Origin of the sequence: Undibacterium sp., assembly GCF_030683615.1 — a bacterium.
GTDB lineage: Bacteria > Pseudomonadota > Gammaproteobacteria > Burkholderiales > Burkholderiaceae_D > Undibacterium > Undibacterium umbellatum.
Map to the genome: position 1 here is coordinate 74,112 of NZ_JAUXQE010000030.1, position 19,723 is coordinate 93,834.

Below are 19,723 nucleotides of genomic sequence, written 5' to 3' on the forward strand. Positions count from 1 at the left end.
TTTTGCTTTTGAGATATGTGTATACTTTGGCACCAATTAAGATTGGACAAAATAAACAGATAAATCCGTATTCAAATGGACAAAAGTGCATTGCAACGGTAAATTCTTTGTTGTTTTACCTTTTTCAATTTTTCTTGGCATAGTTACACTTCATTAAATTATTCTTTTAGGAAACAAAATGAAACACTTTAGGTTTTCCTTCTTCATAACGGCAGTCTGTCTGGGGCTTGCCGCTTATTGGGGTTATGTCCACACGGGCATCGCTGGGGCGATGACTGCGTTGGGCATTGCTGCAATATTAGGGGTGATGGAGGTTTCTCTTTCATTTGATAATGCAGTCGTCAATGCCTCTGTTCTCAAAAACTGGAATGCCTTCTGGCAAACCATCTTCTTGACGGTGGGTATCCTGATCGCTGTGTTCGGCATGCGTCTGGTCTTCCCTTTGGTGATTGTTGCCCAGGCGGCGGATCTGGGTATGATGGAAGTCTGGAATCTGGCAATTAATGATCCCAAGCAATTTTCTACGCATTTGATTAATCATCACGCAGAAGTTGCCGCATTTGGCGGTGTATTCCTGTTGCTGGTATTCTTGAACTTCATTTTTGATGAAGATAAAGAACTTCACTGGATGGGCAATGTCGAAGAGAAATTGGCTTCATTTGGCAAGGTAGGCGCAGTACCTGTTTTACTGGCTCTGCTGGTGGTGGTGTTCAGCGTCTCCATGGTTGAAGAAGCCAAGCGCTTTGTTGTCCTGATTGCAGGTGTGTGGGGCATTATTGTCTACGTTGGTGTGGACTTTATTAGCGGCTTGCTGGAGAAAGAAGAAGAAACTGATGTCAATATCGGTGCCGTGGTTAAAGGTGGTGGTATAGGTGGTTTCCTGTATCTTGAGGTGCTGGATGCATCCTTCTCATTCGATGGTGTGATTGGCGCGTTTGCGATTACCAATGATGTTGTCATCATTATGCTGGGCCTGGCCATAGGCGCGATGTTTGTACGCTCCATGACGGTTTATCTGGTAAAGCAGGGCACGCTGGAGGAATTCGTCTACCTGGAGCATGGCGCGCATTATGCGATTGGTATTTTGGCGTTGATCATGTTCGCCAGCATGAAATATCATATTCCTGAAATTTTCACAGGCTTGATTGGTGTGGCATTTATCGTGGCATCGGTATGGTCATCAGTAAAACACAAACGTCAGTCATTATTGGCAGAACAAAAATAATCTGGAGAGTGTATGGCTATCAGTCTGCAAAAAGGCGGTAATGTCAATTTATCGAAAACAGACCCGAATCTGAACAATGTGCTAGTCGGTCTGGGCTGGTCTTCGCGTGCCTCAGACGGGCATGACTTTGATCTCGATGCCAGCTTGTTCATGGTTGGTGAGAACGGCAAGGTACGTAGCGATAATGACTTTATCTTCTACAACCAGTTGACATCCACCTGCGGTTCAGTGGAACACACAGGTGATAATAAAACCGGGGCTGGCGATGGGGATGATGAAGCAATCAAACTGACCCTGAACCTGGTGCCTGCTGAAATCAAACGCCTGGTGGTGGCTGTCACCATCCACGATGCAGAGGGCAGAAAGCAAAATTTTGGGCAGGTACATGATGCGTATATCCGTATCGTGAACAATGAAACGAATGGCGAGATCGCCCGGTTCGATTTGTCGGAAGACTATTCGACAGAAACGGCTATGGTGTTTGGTGAAGTGTATCGCCACAATGGCGAGTGGAAATTCAAGGCAGTCGGACAAGGGTTTGCTGGAGGCTTGTCAGCACTGGCGACGCAACATGGTGTACAGATCGCCTGATGACAAGAATGTGTTAAGTGTAGTTGGCTTTTTTTTGCAATCAATTTCATCTAATTTACAAAGGAAATAAAATGGCTATTAGTTTACAAAAAGGCGGTAACGTCAACTTGAGCAAAGAAGCTCCTGGCTTGAAGAAAATCGTCATTGGCCTGGGCTGGGACCCGCGCGCAACAGACGGTTCTGCCTTTGATCTGGATGGCAGTGCTTATTTGTTGAAAGCAGACGGTAAAGTCCGTGCTGATTCCGACTTCATTTTCTACAACAACCTGAAATCCACAGATGGTTCTGTTACCCACTCCGGCGACAATACTACTGGCGGTGGCGATGGTGATGACGAAAAAGTGTTGGTTGATTTGACGATGGTGCCAGCAGAAATCGACAAGATCGCTGTTTGCGTCACCATCCACCAGGCAGAAGAGCGCAAGCAAAACTTCGGTCAGGTAGGCAAGGCTTACATGCGTTGCCTGAATGGCGATGGCAATGCAGAAATCGCCCGCTTTGACTTGTCTGAAGATGGCTCTGTTGAAACTGCCATGATCTTTGGTGAAATCTATCGTGCTGGCGCAGAATGGAAATTCAAGGCCATCGGTCAGGGCTTCAAAGGCGGCCTGGGCCCACTGGCAAGATCCTTTGGCGTCAATGCTTAATCATCTTTAATTGAGATCCTGGTATGACACCGTTACTTAAAGGGCAGCGATTACCGCTTGCTAATATTCTGTCAGATAATCGCTGCCAGATTGACATGACAGTAACTGGTCATGCCGTGGATTTTTCATGCTTTGCGCTGGATGCAACTGACAAGCTGGTTGATGAAAGTTATATGACTTTCTTCAACCAGCCGGCTTCACCCTGCGGCGGCGTACGGTTTTCACAATTGAACGCCGTAAGCAGCTTCAACTTTAATTTGAATGTATTGCCTGCCAGCATACACAGACTGGTGATCGCCATGAGTATCGATGGCCAGGGCAATATGCAAGCGATACAGTCTGGTTCCGTGGTCTTGAAAGACCATGCCAGCTATGCGTTTTCAAAAGCAGATTTTGAAAATGAAAAGGCAGTCATGCTGGCTGAACTTTATCGAAAAGACGGTCAATGGCGGATCATGATCGTTGGCCAGGGCTTTAATGGCGGCCTGGATGCTCTGGTACAGCATTTTGGTGGTGAAGTGGCTGCTGCCGAGTCGGCAACGGTAGCGGATAATGCCGCAAACGAACAAAGAATTTCGCTGGAAAAACGTGTTGAAAAAGAAGCGCCCCAATTAGTCAGTCTGGTGAAAAAAGCCACCCTCTCGCTGGAGAAAGTGGGACTCGGTTCGCACAAGGCCAAGGTTTGTCTGGTGCTCGATATTTCAGGTTCCATGAATGGCTTGTACAAGTCGGGAGCAGTACAAAAATTTGCTGAAAAAATCCTGGCGCTCGGTTGCAAGTTTGATGATGATGGTGAAATCGATGTTTTCCTGTTTGGGAAAAATGTACACCAGCCAGTAGCGATGGGGCTGCAGAATTGCCAGGCTTTTGTCCAGCAGGCTATCCACACCTACCCTCTGGAAGGTGATACCAGGTATGGTCTTGCCATGGAAGCTGTGCGTAAATTCTATGTGCCTGCGAATAATGGACAAGCAGCAACGCAAGTCAGTCCGGCCAATCTACCTGTGTATGTCATGTTCGTGACGGATGGCTCTACCTCGGATCAATCCTTCACAGAAAAACAGCTCAAATGGGCCAGTTTTGAACCCATTTTCTGGCAATTCATGGGCATAGGTAAAGGCAGGAAGTCCAAGAGCAAAAAATTGCTGTCGTTTGCAAGTTCTGATTTTCCCTTTCTGGAAAAACTCGACGAATTGCAAGGCCGCTGTATCGACAATGCCAGCTATTTCTCGGTTGCTGCACCTGATGAGTTAAGCGATGATGAGCTGTATGACTTGCTCATGAGTGAATATCCAGAATGGATCAAGCTGGCAAAAAGCCGCGGCATTTTAATTTAATTTTAGAAAGACTGAATCGTGCCTACATTTACAACGACTGGTGACGTGGATCCATTTCTCCACGTGACCATGAAAAAAGGTGAAAAAATCTATTGTGAATCAGATGCCATGGTCATGATGGAAGCCAACCTGGAATTGAAGGGCAAGATGCAGGGAGGATTGATTTCATCATTGATGCGCCGCATGGCGAATGGCGAGTCATTCTTCCAGCAACATATAGAAGCAGTCAACGGCGATGGCGATTGCCTGCTTTCCCCTGTATTGCCTGGCGCGATGCAAGTAGTTGATATTGGTCCGCGCCAATACATATTGAATGATGGTGCATTTGTCGCTGCGACGACAGGTGTAGAAATGAAAACCCGGATGCAAAATATAGGCAATGCCTTGTTTGCACAATCCGGTGGTTTCTTCGTCATGGAATCTTCAGGTTCAGGGCAAATGGTGGTGTCCGGTTTTGGTTCCATGTTTGAACTGGAAGTGTCTCCGGGAAAAGATGTGATTATCGATAATTCACATGTCGTCTGCTGGGACCATACTTTGCAATACGAGATATCTGTAACCACAGCTAACAACAGCAGTGGTGTAGGTGCATTTCTGGGCAACATCGTCAATAGTGTGACCAGTGGTGAAGGCATAGTTTTGCGTTTCAAAGGTAGTGGAAAAGTATTTATCTGTTCGCGCAACCGTGACGCGTTCGTGGAATGGATGCAAAAAGTAGCTGGTGGCCGTTCCGGTCGATAGTTGTAATCATCAATATAGAAATGGAGTATCAAGATGGGTGTGAATCTCAGTAAGGGACAAAAGATCTCCCTCGACAAAGAAGCTGGAACAACTTTGTCCAAGATCATTATGGGTTTGGGTTGGGACGCTGTGAAATCGAAAGGTTTCCTGGGTTTCGGTGGATCTGCGCCAACAATAGATCTGGACGCTTCCTGTTTGATGTTTGATGAACAGAATAATCTGGTTGACGTTGTCTGGTTCCGCCAATTGAAGTCAAAAGATGGTTCCATCGTGCATAGCGGTGATAACCGTACGGGCGAGGGCGACGGTGATGACGAGCAGATCACAGTGGACTTGACACGCGTTCCTGCCACTGTCAAAAGCCTGGTGTTTACGGTCAACAGCTTTACTGGTCAAAATTTTTCGCAAGTGGACAACGCCACTTGCCGCATTTTGAACGGTGCTAATAACCAGGAAGTAGCACGCTTCAATCTGACGACCTTGGGCAGCCACAGTGCACAGATCATGAGCAAGGTGTATCGTCACAATGGCGAATGGAAAATGCATGCCATCGGTGAAATCGGCTCAGGTCGCACATTCAATGATTTGATGCCACAAATCACTCCTCACCTGTAAGCGATACATGCATCTTTGGTTTAACCGGACTTTTTCGTCTGTCTATGCAGCCATCGGCCTGATCAAACAGGCCGATGTGACGAACGAATTTACGATTACTTATAGTCACCCCAACCCACATGCAGCTGCCCAGCGCGTGGCCGATCAATTCTTGCTTGAACCCAGAGATTTGCGTGGCGAAGAATACGTCGACTGGTGTTTGCAAACTTGCATTGATCGCAAGGTTGATTTGTTCTGGCCGGGTCATGAAGCCAGATTGATCGCCGAACACAAAGCTCGGTTTGAAGCCCAGGGCACGCGTGTGATGAATGTGGCGACGCCAGAAGTTTTGCGGCTGTTAAATGACAAGGCACAATTTTGCGCAGAAGTGCAATTGTCTGATGCATTTCCTGCTGAATACCGCGTATTCACTTGCGTTGCTGAATTTGATGCAGCCTACGCCGAATTAAAGGTACGTTTTCCGCGTTTGTGCGTGAAACCATCGATATCAGTGTATGGCCTGGGTTTTGGTATCCTCGACGATGAGCGCAATGCCGCGCAATTGCTGATTGCTGGCGAGCAGTACAAAGTAGGCCTGCAAGATTTTCGGCGTGGCCTGGCAGACATGGGCGAATGCAAGCCCATGCTGCTGATGGAATATCTGGAAGGTCCGGAGTACAGCGTTGATTGCGTCGGCAATGCAGGTGTAGTGGTGGCAGCAGTGCCACGCAAGAAGTCGCCGCTGGCAGGCTATGGGCAAACCATAGAATGCGACCCCGTTATCATGCAGGCGGTCAGGGAGCTGACCAGGCAATTCCAGTTGAGTGGCATCTACAACGTGCAGTTTAAAGAAACCCAGGGCAAGCCGCGACTGCTCGAAATCAATGCCCGCATGTCTGGTGGTATCGCCATGGCGTGCCAGGCCGGGCCTAACTTGCCTTACCTGGCTGTCAAAGGTTTTGTGGATGGTTTTGATAAGCTGGAAGTGCCGGCTATAGATCAGGGTATCCGTGTGATGGAAATTTCAGTACCAATAACGATTGCTTCTGTATGACGATTATGGCGCAACAATCATCACCAGCAATGAGTATGCAGATAAAGCAGCAACTGCCGACTGGCCTGCTGTCTGTGGCTGTGCACGAGCAATTATTCAGCCTGGACTCATTGATGGGTTTTGCCGCACGTGCCAACCTGAAACGCGGTTTTCTGTTCCTGAGTAAGGTACTGGGCAAGCACTGGCCCGTCCGTCCCTCACTCATGAAAGAGATCCATGAAGCCCTGGCTGAGCAAATTGCCGCAGACTTGCCTGAACCTGTGGTCTTTATCGCCATGGCAGAAACCGCGGTAGGTTTGGGCCAGGGTGTATTTGAAGCGTATCAGCGCATGCATCCAGAAAAATCTGTGCTGTTTATTCATACCACCCGCTATCACGTAGGCGATTATGAATTGATCGAGTTTGAAGAAGCACATAGCCATGCTCCGCGCCAGTTTATTCACATGCCCAAAGATGCGCTCATGAAAAACAAAATCATGCAGGCGCAATCACTGGTGATGGTGGATGATGAAGCCAGTACAGGTAATACTTTTCTTAATCTGAAGAACGCATTCCAGCAATTTAATCCGAATATCAGACGACTGCACTTGTCGACGATTACCAATTTCATGGGACAAGAAAGAAACAATAGCTTGTCAGTCAGATTTGGGTTGGAAGTCACCATAGGTTCGGCGCTGACTGGTGAATATGATTTTCAGCAGTGTGAATACCTGGTGCCGGACGTGCCAGCGCAAGCATTTCAAACAGCGGTAGATCGCGGTGCCAGCACTGAGTTTGGCCGGGTTGGGATTACGCATGAACTCGTCCTGGACGAGTCGCAAGTCAGCACATTGGTGCAAAGCTTGCCACCAGATGCAAAAGTGTTGGTGCTTGGTACAGGTGAATTCATGCATCCGGCCTATAGCCTGGGTTTGGCATTGGAGGCCCGCGGGCTTGATGTCAAGGTGCAGTCAACAACACGCTCACCCATCATGCAATGGGGGGACGTGAGCAGCATTTTGCAATTTGCAGATAATTATGGAGAAGGTATTTCCAATTTTGTATACAACGTCGCAGATCGTCAGTATGACCATGTGTTTTTGTGCCATGAAACACCCGTCAATGACGCGCTGCTGGAAACAGCAAGACAGACTGGCGCGGACTTAATTCACTTTACCAAGGAGTCGCATTTTGAAAAAATTTCTCTTTGTTGATTTGGATGACACACTGTTCCAGTCCATGGAAAAGTGTGGCGATGCCACTGATCTGAAACCCATCGCTTTCTTGAAAGATGGCGCACCGATTTCGTATTCAACCCAAAAGCAGCGCGAGTTGCTGGGCATGTTCGAGCAATCGATGACGCTGATCCCGACGACAGCAAGAAATTTTGATGCCTACAATCGCGTCAAGCTGGATTTCAATAGCTACGCCATCATCAATTATGGCGGCGTGATCTTGAGTGAAGACGGGCAGGCAGATTTGTCTTATCTCTCGGCCAAGCAATCACAAATGCATCTGGCCCTGCCGGGTTTGATGGATGTCATGCAGCACATCGATGACTATGGCCGCAAAGTGGGATTTACCGGCAAAGCCCGTTTGATCGAGGACTTTGGCACGCCATTTTATATGGTCCTGAAAGACCCCCACAAAAAGCCGGAGCCCTTGGCTGAAGTGGAAAAACATGTGGTTGCCCCCTGGCTGGCATCCGATGGCAAAGACTATTATCTGCACCGTAATGGCAATAATCTGGCCGTGCTGCCGAAGGCACTGAACAAGGCCAATGCGGTCTTGCACCTAAAGGCGGTTTTGTCTGAACAACACGGTGAAATACTCAGCTTTGGCATGGGCGACAGCAAGTCTGATGCCTGCTTCATGTCGCAATGTGATTACGCGATCATTCCCAGGTCCACGCAATTGGCTGGTGTTGCGCTGGAGGCTCTATGAGTTTCAGTGGAAGTTATCGTCCAGACGATGTGAAGTTTTTGTTGAAGCAACTGCCACTGATGAGTTTCACCAAAGTGTCAGAGAAAGAATTGCTGATACAGACAGGGCAGCGCCATTACAGTGAAATGCTGTCGCCCGAGGCATTGCCTTCGCCAGCCTACTTGCACATCTTTGAGCAAGCCTGCGCTGCCAATAATCAAAAAATGGCAGAGGACTGCGTTGCATTGGCGGCGATTATCCGTGAACGCAAAGGGCCAGAGTTGACGATAGTCTCACTGGCAAGGGCTGGCACGCCTGTTGGCGTCATACTCAAGCATGTGCTGGAAGCCAGCATGGGGGCCAGGGTCGCGCATTACTCGATTTCCATTATCCGTGACCGCGGCATTGATACCGTCGCTCTACAGCATATCTTGCAAACACACAAAGATGCCTCCATCGTGTTTGTCGATGGCTGGACCGGCAAAGGTGTCATCTCCAGGGAGTTGCACAAAACCGTAGATGATTTCAATCGCGTGCATGGGACTTCGATAGATCCAGGTTTGTATGTCTTGTCGGATCTGGCTGGAACGGCCGCATTTGCCGCAAGTAGCGATGATTATTTAATTCCGTCCAGCATACTCAATGCCACAGTGTCTGGCCTGGTCAGCCGCTCCATCCTGAATGCGGATATCACTGAACATGATTTTCATGGCTGTGTTTTCTATGATGAATTCCTGCCGCATGACAGGTCCATCAGTTTTGCTGACGACATTATTCAACTTGCCAGCCAGGTCTTTGCAAAAAGGAAGACGCTGGATGCAGTGCCGGTAGACCGGGAAAAGGCCGCGTCAGTCTCACTGGCCTGCCTGCAAACCATGATGGCGCGCTTTCAGGTGACAGATATCAACCTGATCAAACCAGGGATAGGTGAGGCCACCAGGGTGCTGTTGCGACGTGTACCCAGAGTGGTCGTCATCAGGAATGCGGATGCCATCGATGTACAACATCTCATCGTCCTGGCAAAAGAAAAGCAAGTTCCTTTGGAAGTCGATGTTCATTTACCTTATCAGGCTGTATCGATAATACGGAGTGCGTTAGATGGCTAATCAATTTATGGGCGCATCCTTGTATGTGCCAGCAAATCACAAGAATCTACTGGCGATCGCCAATGGTGAATTGCTCCCGAATGCGCGCTCCCTGATATTTTGCACTGAAGACGCCGTTTCGGAAGAAGCACTGGGTTATGCACTGTTCAACCTGCAACTTACGCTGGAAAACATGCACCTCGCATGCAAGGCTGATCGCTTTGTACGCGTCAGAAATGTTGAGGTACTCAAGCGAGTGCTGGCCATGCATGGTGCAGAAAAATTGACTGGCTTTGTCATCCCCAAAGCCAGTGCAGAAAATTTCCATGACTACTTTGCGCTGGTAAAAGATACTGCACATCTGTTGATGCCTACGCTGGAAACTGCAGAAGTATTTTGTGATGATGCCATGCGTCAGTTGCGTAGCATCTTACTGGCACCCGAAGTCAAGGCTCGCATCCTCGCGCTCAGGATAGGCGGGAATGACTTGCTGGCGCTGCTGGGTTTGCGTCGACCTCGCTCAGTGACAATCTATCAAACACCGCTAGGCAGTGTGATAGCAAAGCTGGTGACCATTTTTAAACCGCATGGCTTTGAATTGACAGCGCCCGTGTTTGAGTATCTCGATTTGCCTGAATTGCTGGACCAGGAGGTAATACAGGACCTGGCCCACGGCCTGGTAGGAAAAACCGCGATACACCCGGACCAGATTGAAGAAATAGAATGCCATTACAGGGTATCGAATACAGAAATGGAATCGGCAAGTGCCATTTTGAATGTCAACAGCCCTGCCGTATTCAAGATGCATAACGCCATGTGCGAGATTGCCACCCACAAGGCATGGGCTATCAGAACCCTGGAACGCTCGAAACTATTTGGCCAGCACTCCCACGATGTATCCCGACCAGTGAACGAGGAACAAGATGCAAGTTACTAGAAAAGTAAAATTGATTGTTGCGACTGTCGCGCTACTCCCTTTCATCCTGTTTTCCTTGTACACATGGATCACACTCAGTTATGCTTTTTCTGAAGGTGAACGTGCCGGTTACATGCAAAAAATGTCCAAGCGTGGCTGGATATGCAAATCATGGGAAGGCGAGCTTGCTCTCGTTACCATGCCCGGTGCCATTCCGGAGAAATTCCAGTTCACTGTAAGAGATGATGCCGTCGCCAAAAGAATCAGTGCTGCTGCCGGGAAGAGGGTAGTGCTCAAGTATGGACAACACAAAGGCGTGCCAACATCATGCTTTGGCGATACAGAATATTTTGTGACTGATGTCATTGTTCCCACTAATTGAATGCACTAAGGAATAGGACCATCCATGGAAAATCTAGCCAGAGGCCAGCGCTTGCCGCTATCAAATATTGTTGCTGGTAATTCTGTACGTGTGGGGCTGCAGGGACAGGGCTTGCCCCTCGATTTCGCCTGTTTTGGCCTGGATGCCCAGGGCAAGTTGTCGGATGACCGCTATATGATTTTCTTCAACCAGGCTACGTCGCCTTGTGGCGGCATTTCACTTACTGGTGTAACTGGTGACCTGCAGGGTTTCCAGTTTGAACTGGAAAAAATTCCCCAGACGATAGACCGCATCGTCATCACAACCAGTATCGACGGCAGCGGGACCATGTCGCAACTACAGAGTGGGTATTTGCGCTTGCTGGACCAGGACATTGAAAAAGCCAGGTTTGCATTTTCAGGCACAGATTTCAGCGCAGAAAAAGCGGTCATGCTTGCCGAGTTTTATCGCAAGGATGGTCTGTGGCGTTTTATGACCATAGGCCAGGGCTTTAACGGCGGCCTGGATGCTCTGGTTACCCATTTTGGTGGCAGCCTGGCCGAGCCAGCACCAGCGCCAGCTTCAGAGCAGGCAGAAGTCAAGAAAGTATCCTTGTCCAAGGTATCGCTCACCAAGGTCGGGCAAACACATAAAGTGTCACTGGAAAAAGGGGCGGGCGCACCCAGGAAACTCGTCGTCAAGGCGACCTGGCTGGATAATGGCGACGGTGAAGACGACAACGACGACCTGGATTTGCGCGTTGGCCTCTTGCTGCCTTATGGCAAGATGAAGTTCATCACCGCACCGGATGCGCCAGGCAGTTTTATGTCGACACCCTACGCCCTGCATCTCGGTGATACCGTCAGTGCCTCTGCCAAGGAACCAGCAACTGAAGTGGTGGAAGTGAATCCTGATATTGCAAAACTCTCAGGTGGCCAGGTGGTGATGGTATTCAGTGTGTATTCGGCACTCTCCAATGGTGCGGTTTCTGTCGCCTCCATGCGCCCCAAGATGGTCATGCAATATGGCGAGCAAATCGTTGAATGCGATTTTGATTTCAGAACCTCCAAGTATGCGGATGACGATACGGTGTACACCTATGTCATCGGCACAGCCGTCATCAATGAAGACAGCATCACCCTGGCACCCTCAGGTAAAACATCAGAGCCGGGCAGTGAAAACACCCCATGGATACTCATGAATGGCAATGAGCCACGTATCGAAGTGATGGGCCCAGCTGTCTTCAAGGGAAAAGAAAAAAGCAAGGAAGCCCAATTCAACAAGGGAAATCCTTACAAATACGTATAAGCTTATAGCCTGCGTATTTCAGAGCGTGGCAAAGCAAGCCCGGCATTTCAGAACCATTTCTGAACCGGGCAGCAAACTCAGCCATCGTTTTCTATTCCTAGAACTCATTTCATAAAGAGGGTCAGATGCGTTTGCCTCATAACGTGGGCTGGCAAGGCGGAAGAGGCAGTCAATAGCGGTGCTATTGATAAGGAGTCGAATTGTCAACAACTGCAGTCCAACACACGTTATGGGGCAAACCCTTCGGGAACAGTGTCCGAAAATACTTGTCCACTACAATCATCCACGCATAGTTGTAGTTCTACAACTGGCGATCTTCAGCCTTGAATGTACCGTCTACGATGCTCAAGACTGCTTTGGTTTTCTTGTCCTTGAGTTCAAAAGAAAACTTGCCTTCGATGACTTTGCCATTGACGGAGGTAATCTCAAACATGTTCTTACCGTCACGCACCTCGTATTCAGCGACGGGCTCTCCAAATGGTTGCTTGCTTTGGCCCTTGGTAAATTTAACTTCGCAGCCGTTGCTGCCAAAATCCTTGCCTTGGTATTTGACAGGTTTGCCGTTAAAATTTTTGCAAATAATGCCCAGACGGTCTGACAGTGTTTTTGGCGGAGGATAGGTGGATGCACCCTTGGTAACGGCAATCAGATTGAGCACGCCCTTGGTCGGTATCAGATAAGTGATGCCATCATCATCGCTTTCAAACAGTTTGCCATCGATTTTTGCACTGAGTTGTTGAGGTGTCTTGGCATGTGCCAGCAATGCTGGTGCCAGGCTGCATACTGCCAGCGATGCGATAGTAAGAATTGAATGTGATAGCTTCATATGTATCCTTGGTTAGTAGAACTCATTTCATAAATAGGGTGAGATGCGTTTGCCTCATAACCTGGGCTGGCAAGACAGACGAGGCAGTCAATAGCGGTGCTATTGACAACGAGTCTAACGCAGTCCAGCGCGCGTTATGAGGCAAACCCTTCGGGAACTGACGATTTGGGCGCATTGCAGCGTTGTGCCCCTCGCTAAGGCTGGAGCCTTAGCAGCGGGACACGCCTTGCACTGCATCCCAAATCGTCTTGTTCGCACTCATCCTATTTATGAAATGAGTTCTAGAGACTGCCATTCAAGCCATCCCCCACTTGCATCCAACCACGGAGTAAGCCATGCCACAAAACAGCGCAGACAATACCAAACCCGCCTCCCCTCTCTGGAAAAACTGGAGTCAGAATCTGTTTTACCAGGGCGACAATTATTACTACACACCACGCACGCGTGCAGAACTGCAAACCATCGTCACCAATACCGCCGCACAGAACAAGCAGCTGCGCGTCTCCGGCCAGCGCCACTCGCAAACCCCGCTGGTGGCCAGCAGTGAAACCCCTGCCAGTGGCGTCGTCATCGTCGATCTGTCTTGCTATGCCGACCTGGGTCGCGAAGGCGATCAGCGCATGCAGATCAACAGCGACGGCAAAAGCGTCACCGTGAATACGGGTGTGCGTGAAGATGAACTTGACGCTTTTCTGACACAAAACAAGCTGATGCTGCAAACCGTGACTGCTGGCGGCTTTTTCAGCCTTGGTGGCATGACGGCAGTGGACGTGCATGGTGCGACTGTACAGGCACCTATCTTTGCCGAGACCGTCACCGCCTTTGCCATCATGGGCCCCAGCGGTATCGTCAACACCATTGATGCGAATACGCCCAAAGTAGGCGCCTGGTCACCACTGCAATTCGCCCGCGTGTCACTCGGTGCCCTGGGTGTCGTCACAGCCGTGACCATCAGCGTCATGCCACGCCCTTTTGCCAACTGCCTGAGCGCCGGCATCACTGATTATGTCTGGGAAAACGCTGCCAACTTTGGCGCTGGCCTGTCTGCCTTGCTGGCATCCAAATCCAGGGTGGAAACTTTCTTCAACCCCTATGCACTGAGCGGCACCAGCAACTTTACGGCGGCCTGGTGGAATGTGGAAAGCGGCTCAGGTGCAGCCCCTACCCCGGAACCAACACCAGACGCCTGCCAACTGGCAAAGAAAGACGAATTTGGCGCACCGTATTTACCCTTTGGTGAAGACCTGGCCGAAGACGCCGCCATCTATGCGCAAAGCTTTGATGCACCGATAGTCGGCACCGCTGCGGCGGCCCTGATCACCTCGACGGCAATCTCCGTCATCAAGGGTGAGGTCAAGGCCGCTGCGCAAAAAAATTCTGACCTGTGGCTGGGCGATGCTGCCAGAGTCATCTTCATGTCTTATTTTATCGAACTGCCTGACCTGGGTGCCAGCAGCTTATCCACAGTATGGGGTGCATTAAAGTCAGTCAGCGACAAGGTCAACAAGAGCAGCAACTTTCACATCGCCGCACCGATGGAATTTCGTTTCATCAAGGGTGGCAACACTGCCATGGCAGGCACCTATACCAGCAATGCCGACGCTTATTTCGTCAACCTTGATTTGATCGCCTTTGTCGCCGTGCATGAAGACAAAAGCGGACTTGACTACCCCACCAAGCTGTTGAACTTTTTTGCCGAAGTCGAAAGCGAATGGCTCGCCCTCGGTGGCTGGCCACACAATGGCAAGATGTATGGCTTCTATGACCCCGCCACCGGCCCTGCGGCAGCAACGCAGCCCTTCAACCCTGCTTTCATCAAGCAGTTACGCAGCCGCCGCAAGGAGCGCGTGCAAGCCTTTGATGATTATCGCCAAAGTTGTGACCCTACCGGGATGTTTATTAATCCTTATGTGGCACGGCTAGTGGGAGAGTAATGGCTGCGGCGTCATATTCTGCCTCCTGATATGTTGATGACAGGTCAGCATCGACCGAATGCCGAGCCTGGCAGTCTTTGGATAGACATACGGCGCATTGTACGCCGTATGTCTGCAAGGTCCCCGGCATGGATTATTTGCCCAGAGTCCTGTCAACCCATGCGACGCATGGCGATGCGCCCTACTTTGCGGATGTTCAAAACACCGCTGCGACGCAACCACCATCAAGCTTTCCATTCACTGACACTCAGATTCATTGCAACAGTGTTGCAAAACAATTTGAATTACTTTATGATCCTGGAAATGCAATTGTGTTGCAAATAAATTTTCCGCTGTAGATCATGTGTTTCCAGACGCATGGTTGATGCTGCCTGCATGTTTGACGAACTGCATTCTAATTTGCTTGCGAATCGGCGTGCGAATCGGCGTGCTGATCTGCCTGATGTTCAGCGCCGCGTGCGCGTCCATGCAAGCGCTACGCAAAGCTGGAAAATTGTGGAATACCTTGATACGTGCAGACTGAAACCAGTCTGTTTTTTTAAGTCAATAATGCAACAAAGTTGCATTTAACAATATGACCAGGGCTGGATATCCCACCTGATAACACAAAAACCGCTGCCCCTGATTTGTCATCGAATACCACTACTGCACCCGCCACCACCTATCCCCGATACAGGACTCATCATGCCGACTACCCAGCTCTTGCCCGTGACCGTACTCTCAGGTTTTTTGGGTGCAGGTAAAACCACCCTGCTCAATCACATCCTCAACAACCGTAAAGGCAAGCGCGTGGCTGTCATTGTCAATGACATGTCCGAGGTGAATATCGATGCAGACCTGGTGCGGCAAGGTGGTGCCGAGTTGTCGCGGGCGGATGAAAAACTCGTCGAGATGAGCAATGGCTGCATTTGCTGCACCCTGCGGGAAGACTTGCTGATAGAAATCCAGCGGCTTGCCAGTGAGCAGCGTTTTGATTATCTGCTTATAGAATCGACCGGCATATCCGAACCCATGCCCGTGGCCGAGACTTTTACTTTTCGTGATGAAGAAGGCCGCAGCCTGTCTGATATTGCGCGGCTCGATACCATGGTCACGGTGGTGGATGCCTATAACTTTTTGCGCGACTATGCCTCGGGCGACAGCCTGAACCAGCGCGGCACCTCCATGGGCGAAGAGGATGAACGCACTGTGGTTGATCTGCTGGTGGAGCAGATAGAGTTTTGCGATGTCATCGTGCTCAACAAGGCCGACATGGTCAGTGCTGATGAGTTTGAGAGGCTGAGCCAGATCTTGCGTGCGTTAAACCCGCGAGCCGATATCGTGCCTTGCAGTTTTTCCAATGTGCCACTGGACCGGGTTTTGAACACAGGCCGCTTCAATTTTGAACAGGCATCTGCAGCACCAGGCTGGCTCAAAGAGCTGCGCGGCGAGCATGTTCCTGAGAGCGAAGAATATGGCATACGCAGCTTTTCCTACCGCGCGCGCAGGCCGTTTCACCCGCAGCGTTTCTGGTCTTGCATACACCGGGGTTTTGCGGGTGTGGTGCGATCAAAAGGTTATTTCTGGCTGGCGACGCGCATGGATATCGCTGGCGAATGGTCGCAGGCAGGCGGCATTTGCCGTCACCATGAAGCAGGCTTGTGGTGGTCTGCCGTCAACAAGGCAGAGTGGCCGCAGGATGCAGACTATCAGCAGCATATTTTAAGCAAATGCATAGAGCCACATGGCGACCGTCGCCAGGAGCTGGTGTTCATCGGTGTGGAGATGGATCAGGCGGCGATAGAAGCGGTGCTGGATGCCTGTCTGCTGACAACGGCCGAAATGACAGAGGGACCAGTGCAGTGGACCAGCTATGCCGACCCGTTTCCATCGTGGATGGAAGTGGATGACAGCGATGATGACGATACGATCTCACAGCACCTGGAAGTAACAGCATGAACAAACTGATCCAGATCATTATTCTAAGCTTATTGCAAGCAGTAGCAACCAGCAGCACCGCCCATGAAGCCCATGTACACGGCAGCGCCACGGTATTGCTGGCGCAGGATGGCAACAGACTGACGCTGGAATTTGACAGCCCGCTGGATAACCTGCTGGGCTTTGAACATGCGCCGCGCACGGACAAGCAAAAACAGGCAGCCAGGGCTTTGCTTGATATCATGCAAAAACCAGACACCTTATTGAAGCTCAATGCCGAGGCAGATTGCCAGCTCACCACCGTGAAGGTAGTTGCTCCTGTGCTGCAAGCTGCAGCGGCTACGGCGTCTAAGGATGAACATGCGAATCTTCATGCTGAATATGAATATAGCTGCACCAAAGCCGCAGCATTAAAATCGCTGCACCTGAGTCTGTTTGATGCTTTCCCTGCGATACACAAAGTCGATGCGCAAATGGCTGGTGCGCGCGGGCAAGTGGCGGCAACGCTGACGCCGAAACAACGCACACTGACATGGTGATGTCTGCTATGCCAAAGGAAAACAGCGCTGCGCTGAGCCTGAGCAACGTGCTGTTCCGCTGGCAGGCCGGGCAGGCAGCTTGTCTGGACATAGAGCACTTTAGTATCAGCAAGGGTGAAAGCGTGTTCCTGTACGGCCCTAGCGGCAGTGGCAAGAGCACGCTGCTGTCGCTGGCGGGTGGCATCATCACGCCGCAGCGTGGGCAGATCACGGTGCTGGGCAGTGATCTGGGTAGCTTGTCTGGCGCAGCGCGTGACCGTTTCCGGGTGGATCATGCGGGATTTATTTTCCAGCAGTTCAACCTCATCCCTTATCTGTCGATGCTCGAGAATGTCTTGCTGCCCTGTCGCCTGTCGCAAAGGCGGCAGCAACGTGCCAGTGCAGCGCATGGCAGCCCGCGTGAGGCGGCAATGGCTTTACTGAATACTTTGGGGCTGGATGCCGACCTGTACCAGCGCCATGTCACAGGACTTAGCATAGGCCAGCAACAGCGCGTGGCTGCGGCGCGTGCGCTGATCGGCCAGCCAGAAATCATCATCGCTGATGAACCTACGTCGGCACTGGATGCCGACAGGCAAAAAGACTTTATCGCGCTGATCTTGGAGCAATGCGTCAGCCATGGCAGCAGCCTGTTGTTTGTCAGCCATGACCACAGACTGGCCAGCCAGTTTAGCCGCGAACTGGATTTGCAAAAAATTAACCGCGTGGAGCATCACTGATGTTTTCGCAGTTATTTTCGCAGTTATTTTATTTCTTGCGGCTGGCAGGCAAGAGCGCCTGGAACCGCCGCCTGACCCTGGGCCTGATGCTGTTTGTCATTAGCCTCTCGGTTTGCCTGTTGCTGGCGGTAGAGAGGCTGCGCAACGATGCGCGCGAGAGTTTTTCGCATGCCATCTCTGGCACAGATCTTGTCGTAGGTGCGCGTACCAGCCCGGTGCAACTGATGCTGTACGCGGTGTTTCGCATAGGTGCGGCGACCAATAATATTGCCTGGCAAAGTTACCAGGATTTGCTGCAAGACCCGGCGGTGGCCTGGGCCGTGCCGCTATCGCTGGGTGACTCGCATCGCGGCTTCGCGGTGGTGGGTACCACGCCAGATTACTTCAGCCGCTTTCGCTATGGTGATGCACAAGGCTTGCAACTGCGGGCGGGCCAAGCCTTTGGCGAGGGTGCAGACCATTTGTTTGCTGCCGTCATAGGGGCGGATGTGGCAGACAATCTGGGCTACCAGGTCGGCTCAAAAATCACGCTCAGTCATGGTACTGGCGATGCTGCGCTGGCTGAACATGCCGACAAGCCTTTCAAGGTAGTAGGCGTGCTGGCGCGCACCGGTACGCCGGTAGATAGCAGCGTGCATATCAGCCTGCAATCCATGCAGGCTATTCATCTTGACTGGCAGGGTGGTGCGCCTGTACCGGGCTTTTCTATCGCGGCAGAACATGCGCGCAAGTTTGATTTGCAACCAAAAGAAATCACCGCTGTGCTGGTGGGCCTGCACAAGCGCAGCATGGTGTTTCGCTTGCAGCGGCAAATCAACACTAAAAATGGAGAAGCCTTGCTGGCCGTGCTGCCGGGTGTGGCGCTTGATCAGTTGTGGCAAGTCATCAGCATCGTTGAGCGGGTCTTGCTGGCGATGTCTTCGCTGCTGGTGGTACTGGGCAGTGCAGGCTTGCTGGCAGTGATGCTGGCGAGCCTGAATGAGCGCAGGCGTGAACTGGCGATTCTGCGTTCTGCCGGTGCTGGGCCGGGACATCTGTTTTTGATGCTGATGGCAGAGAGCCTGGGCCTGACCATCGCCGGGGCTATCAGCGGCCTGCTCCTGCTCGATGTGCTGACGCTGGCAGGCAAGGACTGGGTACAGATGCATTACGGCATCCTCATCCAGTCTGGCCTCATCAATGCCACAGAAATCCCGCTGCTGGGCATGGTGGTGCTGATGGGCATGCTGGCCAGCCTGATACCTGCCTGGCTGGCTTACCGAAATTCCCTGGCCGATGGTTTGACACCGCGTCTGTAGAAAAAGGATCGCCATGAAACAAAGAAAAAATTCGCGCTTTGCTTACCAGTTCTGGCTGGGCTGCGCCTGCTGCATTTTATTCATGCTGACTGCCTGGTTGCTGATGACAGCCAAGGCTGCGGAACCCGCCGGGCAATACAAGCTGGGGGACAGGCTGCCACAGAATAAGGTTGTAGCCGCGCCGCCCAAGCCAGTTACACAAAAAACACCAGCCACGCCCGCCGCAAGTGAAAGCTACAAAGAGATACGATGGGAAGCCCTGATTCCCAAGAACTGGGACCCGAGCAAGGATTTCAAAAATCTCGACATGAATTTCCTCAACGACGGTGACCCACGCGCCATGGCCGCCCTGCAAACCATGCGCGAAGCCTGGGACAAGGCACCGGTTGAGGCCAGCCTCAATGGTACGCGCATCAAGATCCCCGGCTTCATCGTGCCGCTGGACGGCGAACGCGGCAAATTGCGCGAATTTTTACTCGTCCCCTACTTCGGCGGCTGCATCCACACCCCGCCGCCACCTGCCAACCAGATCATCGATGTCGTGCTCGACAAGCCCGCCAAGATACAGATGATGGATGCGGTATGGGTCAGCGGCGTGCTGGAAACCATCCGTAGTGATACCTCCATGGGCAGTGCGGGGTATCGCCTCAAGGGGGTGAAGGTGGAGGCTTATGTTTATCCGAAGTAGCTTATCCGAACCAGCGCAGGTTAGGCCAACCTACACCCTAT

The 19,723-nt window shown here is 51.1% G+C and carries 20 protein-coding genes; 19 read left to right on the forward strand and 1 reads right to left on the reverse strand.

Annotated features, from left to right (window positions below; all coding sequences use genetic code 11):
* Window positions 1-178: 178 nt before the first annotated feature.
* The 13 genes from Q8K39_RS14820 (at window position 179) to Q8K39_RS14880 (ending at window position 11,761) form a co-directional block, all read left to right on the forward strand.
* Entirely contained in the window at window positions 179-1,225 is a 1,047-nt protein-coding gene (locus Q8K39_RS14820; protein WP_186953246.1) for a DUF475 domain-containing protein, read from the forward strand.
* A 12-nt stretch (window positions 1,226-1,237) separates the two neighbouring features.
* Window positions 1,238-1,816, forward strand: coding sequence for a TerD family protein (locus Q8K39_RS14825; RefSeq protein ID WP_305261315.1), 579 nt, complete (start codon window positions 1,238-1,240; stop codon window positions 1,814-1,816).
* Window positions 1,817-1,887: 71 nt separating this feature from the next.
* A complete protein-coding gene (locus tag Q8K39_RS14830; RefSeq protein WP_305261316.1) occupies window positions 1,888-2,463 on the forward strand; it encodes a TerD family protein in 576 nt (191 codons plus the stop codon).
* 23 nt (window positions 2,464-2,486) lie between these two features.
* Window positions 2,487-3,800, forward strand: coding sequence for a VWA domain-containing protein (locus tag Q8K39_RS14835; protein WP_305261319.1), 1,314 nt, complete (start codon window positions 2,487-2,489; stop codon window positions 3,798-3,800).
* A gap of 18 nt (window positions 3,801-3,818) precedes the next feature.
* The gene (locus tag Q8K39_RS14840; protein ID WP_186953250.1) at window positions 3,819-4,541 is read left to right on the forward strand and encodes a TIGR00266 family protein; all 723 of its coding nucleotides are present in this window, start codon (window positions 3,819-3,821) and stop codon (window positions 4,539-4,541) included.
* A 33-nt stretch (window positions 4,542-4,574) separates the two neighbouring features.
* The gene (locus tag Q8K39_RS14845; RefSeq protein ID WP_305261322.1) at window positions 4,575-5,156 is read left to right on the forward strand and encodes a TerD family protein; all 582 of its coding nucleotides are present in this window, start codon (window positions 4,575-4,577) and stop codon (window positions 5,154-5,156) included.
* Window positions 5,157-5,163: 7 nt separating this feature from the next.
* On the forward strand, window positions 5,164-6,189 hold the full coding sequence (locus Q8K39_RS14850) for an ATP-grasp domain-containing protein (RefSeq protein WP_305261324.1): 1,026 nt from the start codon (window positions 5,164-5,166) through the stop codon (window positions 6,187-6,189).
* 29 nt (window positions 6,190-6,218) lie between these two features.
* Window positions 6,219-7,382 carry a phosphoribosyltransferase domain-containing protein gene (locus tag Q8K39_RS14855; RefSeq protein ID WP_305261326.1) on the forward strand — a complete coding sequence of 388 codons (1,164 nt, stop codon included), beginning with the start codon at window positions 6,219-6,221 and terminating at the stop codon, window positions 7,380-7,382.
* Window positions 7,360-8,112 (forward strand): hypothetical protein, encoded by a 753-nt coding sequence (locus Q8K39_RS14860; protein ID WP_186953254.1) that lies wholly within the window; start codon window positions 7,360-7,362, stop codon window positions 8,110-8,112. Before Q8K39_RS14855 ends, Q8K39_RS14860 begins: the two co-directional genes overlap by 23 nt.
* Window positions 8,109-9,197, forward strand: coding sequence for a cysteine protease StiP domain-containing protein (locus Q8K39_RS14865; RefSeq protein ID WP_305261329.1), 1,089 nt, complete (start codon window positions 8,109-8,111; stop codon window positions 9,195-9,197). The genes Q8K39_RS14860 and Q8K39_RS14865 overlap by 4 nt, the downstream gene beginning before the upstream one ends.
* Window positions 9,190-10,113 carry an HpcH/HpaI aldolase/citrate lyase family protein gene (locus tag Q8K39_RS14870; protein WP_186953256.1) on the forward strand — a complete coding sequence of 308 codons (924 nt, stop codon included), beginning with the start codon at window positions 9,190-9,192 and terminating at the stop codon, window positions 10,111-10,113. The genes Q8K39_RS14865 and Q8K39_RS14870 overlap by 8 nt, the downstream gene beginning before the upstream one ends.
* Complete coding sequence (locus tag Q8K39_RS14875) at window positions 10,100-10,474, forward strand: hypothetical protein (protein WP_305261332.1); 375 nt, start codon at window positions 10,100-10,102, stop codon at window positions 10,472-10,474. Before Q8K39_RS14870 ends, Q8K39_RS14875 begins: the two co-directional genes overlap by 14 nt.
* A 24-nt stretch (window positions 10,475-10,498) precedes the next feature.
* A complete protein-coding gene (locus tag Q8K39_RS14880; RefSeq protein WP_305261334.1) occupies window positions 10,499-11,761 on the forward strand; it encodes a TerD family protein in 1,263 nt (420 codons plus the stop codon).
* A 301-nt stretch (window positions 11,762-12,062) separates the two neighbouring features.
* Here Q8K39_RS14880 and Q8K39_RS14885 read toward each other — a convergent pair whose 3' ends face one another.
* Window positions 12,063-12,587 carry a hypothetical protein gene (locus Q8K39_RS14885; protein WP_305261336.1) on the reverse strand — a complete coding sequence of 175 codons (525 nt, stop codon included), beginning with the start codon at window positions 12,585-12,587 and terminating at the stop codon, window positions 12,063-12,065.
* Window positions 12,588-12,922: 335 nt separating this feature from the next.
* Here Q8K39_RS14885 and Q8K39_RS14890 point away from each other — a divergent pair, with 335 nt between their 5' ends.
* The 6 genes from Q8K39_RS14890 to Q8K39_RS14915 all read left to right on the forward strand — a co-directional run bounded on the left by Q8K39_RS14890 (window position 12,923) and on the right by Q8K39_RS14915 (window position 19,682).
* Window positions 12,923-14,521, forward strand: coding sequence for a D-arabinono-1,4-lactone oxidase (locus Q8K39_RS14890; RefSeq protein WP_305261338.1), 1,599 nt, complete (start codon window positions 12,923-12,925; stop codon window positions 14,519-14,521).
* A gap of 684 nt (window positions 14,522-15,205) precedes the next feature.
* Window positions 15,206-16,459, forward strand: a complete 1,254-nt coding sequence (zigA, locus tag Q8K39_RS14895; protein WP_305261339.1) for a zinc metallochaperone GTPase ZigA — start codon at window positions 15,206-15,208, stop codon at window positions 16,457-16,459.
* Window positions 16,456-16,977, forward strand: a complete 522-nt coding sequence (locus Q8K39_RS14900) for a DUF2796 domain-containing protein (RefSeq protein WP_305261341.1) — start codon at window positions 16,456-16,458, stop codon at window positions 16,975-16,977. Before zigA ends, Q8K39_RS14900 begins: the two co-directional genes overlap by 4 nt.
* Window positions 16,977-17,696, forward strand: coding sequence for an ABC transporter ATP-binding protein (locus tag Q8K39_RS14905; protein WP_305261343.1), 720 nt, complete (start codon window positions 16,977-16,979; stop codon window positions 17,694-17,696). The genes Q8K39_RS14900 and Q8K39_RS14905 overlap by 1 nt, the downstream gene beginning before the upstream one ends.
* Window positions 17,696-18,994 (forward strand): ABC transporter permease, encoded by a 1,299-nt coding sequence (locus Q8K39_RS14910; protein WP_305261344.1) that lies wholly within the window; start codon window positions 17,696-17,698, stop codon window positions 18,992-18,994. The genes Q8K39_RS14905 and Q8K39_RS14910 overlap by 1 nt, the downstream gene beginning before the upstream one ends.
* 13 nt (window positions 18,995-19,007) lie before the next feature.
* A complete protein-coding gene (locus tag Q8K39_RS14915) occupies window positions 19,008-19,682 on the forward strand; it encodes a DUF3299 domain-containing protein (protein WP_305261345.1) in 675 nt (224 codons plus the stop codon).
* Window positions 19,683-19,723: the final 41 nt, after the last annotated feature.

Coding starts and splice junctions, on each gene's coding strand:
- Q8K39_RS14820 (WP_186953246.1), top strand. CDS start 179: ATGAAACACTTTAGGTTTTCCTTCTTCATAACGGCAGTCTGTCTGGGG.
- Q8K39_RS14825 (WP_305261315.1), top strand. CDS start 1,238: ATGGCTATCAGTCTGCAAAAAGGCGGTAATGTCAATTTATCGAAAACA.
- Q8K39_RS14830 (WP_305261316.1), top strand. CDS start 1,888: ATGGCTATTAGTTTACAAAAAGGCGGTAACGTCAACTTGAGCAAAGAA.
- Q8K39_RS14835 (WP_305261319.1), top strand. CDS start 2,487: ATGACACCGTTACTTAAAGGGCAGCGATTACCGCTTGCTAATATTCTG.
- Q8K39_RS14845 (WP_305261322.1), top strand. CDS start 4,575: ATGGGTGTGAATCTCAGTAAGGGACAAAAGATCTCCCTCGACAAAGAA.
- Q8K39_RS14850 (WP_305261324.1), top strand. CDS start 5,164: ATGCATCTTTGGTTTAACCGGACTTTTTCGTCTGTCTATGCAGCCATC.
- Q8K39_RS14855 (WP_305261326.1), top strand. CDS start 6,219: ATGAGTATGCAGATAAAGCAGCAACTGCCGACTGGCCTGCTGTCTGTG.
- Q8K39_RS14865 (WP_305261329.1), top strand. CDS start 8,109: ATGAGTTTCAGTGGAAGTTATCGTCCAGACGATGTGAAGTTTTTGTTG.
- Q8K39_RS14870 (WP_186953256.1), top strand. CDS start 9,190: ATGGCTAATCAATTTATGGGCGCATCCTTGTATGTGCCAGCAAATCAC.
- Q8K39_RS14875 (WP_305261332.1), top strand. CDS start 10,100: ATGCAAGTTACTAGAAAAGTAAAATTGATTGTTGCGACTGTCGCGCTA.
- Q8K39_RS14880 (WP_305261334.1), top strand. CDS start 10,499: ATGGAAAATCTAGCCAGAGGCCAGCGCTTGCCGCTATCAAATATTGTT.
- Q8K39_RS14885 (WP_305261336.1), bottom strand. CDS start 12,587: ATGAAGCTATCACATTCAATTCTTACTATCGCATCGCTGGCAGTATGC.
- Q8K39_RS14890 (WP_305261338.1), top strand. CDS start 12,923: ATGCCACAAAACAGCGCAGACAATACCAAACCCGCCTCCCCTCTCTGG.
- zigA (WP_305261339.1), top strand. CDS start 15,206: ATGCCGACTACCCAGCTCTTGCCCGTGACCGTACTCTCAGGTTTTTTG.
- Q8K39_RS14900 (WP_305261341.1), top strand. CDS start 16,456: ATGAACAAACTGATCCAGATCATTATTCTAAGCTTATTGCAAGCAGTA.
- Q8K39_RS14905 (WP_305261343.1), top strand. CDS start 16,977: ATGTCTGCTATGCCAAAGGAAAACAGCGCTGCGCTGAGCCTGAGCAAC.
- Q8K39_RS14910 (WP_305261344.1), top strand. CDS start 17,696: ATGTTTTCGCAGTTATTTTCGCAGTTATTTTATTTCTTGCGGCTGGCA.
- Q8K39_RS14915 (WP_305261345.1), top strand. CDS start 19,008: ATGAAACAAAGAAAAAATTCGCGCTTTGCTTACCAGTTCTGGCTGGGC.